The sequence below is a fragment of the Croceicoccus bisphenolivorans genome, assembly GCF_001634625.1.
In the GTDB taxonomy this organism is placed as follows: Bacteria; Pseudomonadota; Alphaproteobacteria; order Sphingomonadales; family Sphingomonadaceae; genus Croceicoccus; species Croceicoccus bisphenolivorans.
This window is the reverse complement of the sequence record NZ_LRSE01000048.1, coordinates 1-2,089: the sequence shown is the minus strand read 5'-3', so window position 1 is coordinate 2,089 and position 2,089 is coordinate 1. Positions and strand designations below refer to the sequence as shown.

The 2,089-nt window shown below is 56.1% G+C and carries 3 protein-coding genes; 1 reads left to right on the top strand and 2 read right to left on the bottom strand.

From position 1 onward, the window contains the following. The first annotated feature begins 217 nt into the window (after positions 1–217). A complete protein-coding gene (locus A7A77_RS17205; protein ID WP_066561273.1) occupies positions 218–730 on the top strand; it encodes an outer membrane protein in 513 nt (170 codons plus the stop codon). Between the two features lie 174 nt (positions 731–904). Here the strand turns inward: A7A77_RS17205 and A7A77_RS17200 are convergent, their stop codons facing one another. Then, positions 905–1,153, bottom strand: coding sequence for a hypothetical protein (locus A7A77_RS17200; RefSeq protein WP_066561270.1), 249 nt, complete (start codon positions 1,151–1,153; stop codon positions 905–907). Continuing rightward, the coding region (locus A7A77_RS17690) for a site-specific DNA-methyltransferase (protein ID WP_082836230.1) at positions 1,150–2,089 on the bottom strand (940 nt) is incomplete at its 5' end. The genes A7A77_RS17200 and A7A77_RS17690, both read right to left, overlap by 4 nt.

Below are 2,089 nucleotides of genomic sequence, written 5' to 3'. Positions count from 1 at the left end.
AATCACATCGGTTAGTTTTGAATCAGACTCTAATACACGCCCCGATCCTTTCGCATGACTGAAATCGGCCAACAGTTAGGTTCCATTTGCAACTAAGTTTGTGATTGGTTGCCGAGTTGTTAACAAAACTTTTTATTTTTAGGACATTGACTGGATTCTATGCCGACTCTAACGGCCTCCCCACCCGCTTCAATGCGGGATCAAAATGGGGAAACTAATGAAAAAGATTATGTTGAGCGGAGCGGCAATCGCCGCTGCGATGGCTGTTGCGACTTCGGCTCATGCGAATGATTTTGACGGTGCCTACATCGGCGCTGGCGTTACGCTGGACAATGTTCAGGGTTCGGGTGACTTTGAAGGCTTCGGCGTTTCTGGTCCGGGCGCGACGATCTTCGCTGGCTTCGACATGCCGCTCGGTGGGGCGTTCATCGGCGTTGAAGCGAATGCTGATGTTTACACCGCTGATGTCGCTGGCATCGACGCTCAGTGGGGGTGGGGCGTTGGCGCTCGTCTCGGCACCAAGCTGAACGACAGCACTGGCCTCTATGCTCGCGGCGGTTATGCTCGCGGCAAGGTCGAAGGCTTCTGGGGCGACGGCCTGCGTTACGGCGTCGGCGTCGAAACGGGCGTGTCGGACTCGCTGTCGCTGCGCGCTGAATTCAGCCAGTTCAATTACGAAGACGACATCATCAACAACCAAGGCAGCCTCGGGCTCGTCCTCGGTTTCTGATTACTCGATAATCATATTGAAGGGGGTGGCGCACATGCGTCATCCCCTTCTTGCCGCGCAGATTTGCGAGGCCCCTCATGGATTGCGCCCCTTAAGGCGGGGCCGATTCACCCGTCCGCTGAGGCAACGGCAATAACGCCAGAACCTCAGCGGATACGCTGCTTTCTATGAGCTTCAATTGTCATTCGCGTTCTTCATCCGCACTGCACCGAAACGACGCAGAGTGCGGCGCATGTCTGAGACTGCGTTCTTCAACGCACGGTGGTCGCCGTCAGTTGATGCAAATGTCCGCTTGGCTTGCTTCCCCCGATACCTGATGATCAACTTTTGATGCTTCGCCGTTTTGGCGAATGCGATCTTCGCACGCGGCCAATGCAGGATTTCGCGTTTAAACGCTTCGCGGTATTCGCGCACGGTCGTCATGCCGCCACCCCGAGGGTTTCGGCGTCAATGCGGGCGACGGCATCAGCGGCATACTTCTCATCAAGCTCAATGCCGATGAACTTGCGACCGAGGCGAAGTGCAGCAACTCCCGTGGTTCCGCTGCCCATGAAGGGGTCGAGGACAACCTTCGCATTCGTATGCTGAATCGCGTTCATTGGCAGTTCGACGGGGAACGGAGCGGGATGATCGTTATTCCGTTCAAAATTGATCCGCCAGACATCGCGTGGCTTGCCCTTGGTCATACGAAACTTCGGCTTTGCGTAAATGCTGATCCACTCGTGCGACGGCGTGTAAAAACCGCTGCCATGGTTAAAGCCCGAGCCACGGTCCCAGATCACGATCTGACGCAGAGGCAGATTGAGATTGAGATCGAGAGGTGTCCAAAGCTCACGCTGCTGGATACGGGGCTTGTGGTTCATGAAAATCGCGCCGTCGTCGGACAGCAGTCGCCAGCTTTCGTGCATAACATCGCGAAGCCATTCGATATATTCGTCGTGAGGCATCGCGTCGTCGAAGCTGCGATAGCCGTTAGCCAACTTGGCGTTCGGCCAGAGGGTGTTCTTCATTCCGCCACGACGCTTGAGCCCGAGGTTATACGGAGGCGAAGTCACGATGAGATCGACAGACCCGCTCGGCATGGCCTTCATGACATCAAGGCAGTCGCCGTTGTAAATCTCAGTATCGGCGGTCTTCGAGATCGGAACGGCAAGCGGTTTCGCGATCCCGGTTTCGCTAGTGGCCATTGAGCGCTCAACGCGCGCCGAAGCGATCTCAAACCAGTCGCGATCCTTTTCCATTCCAATCGAGCGACGCCCCGCATTCATTGCTGCGATGCAGGTGCTACCGCTGCCCATTGTGTTGTCGAGAACCACCTCACCTTCATTGTGAAGCGTCCCGGGTTTTCCGGAGGCTCCT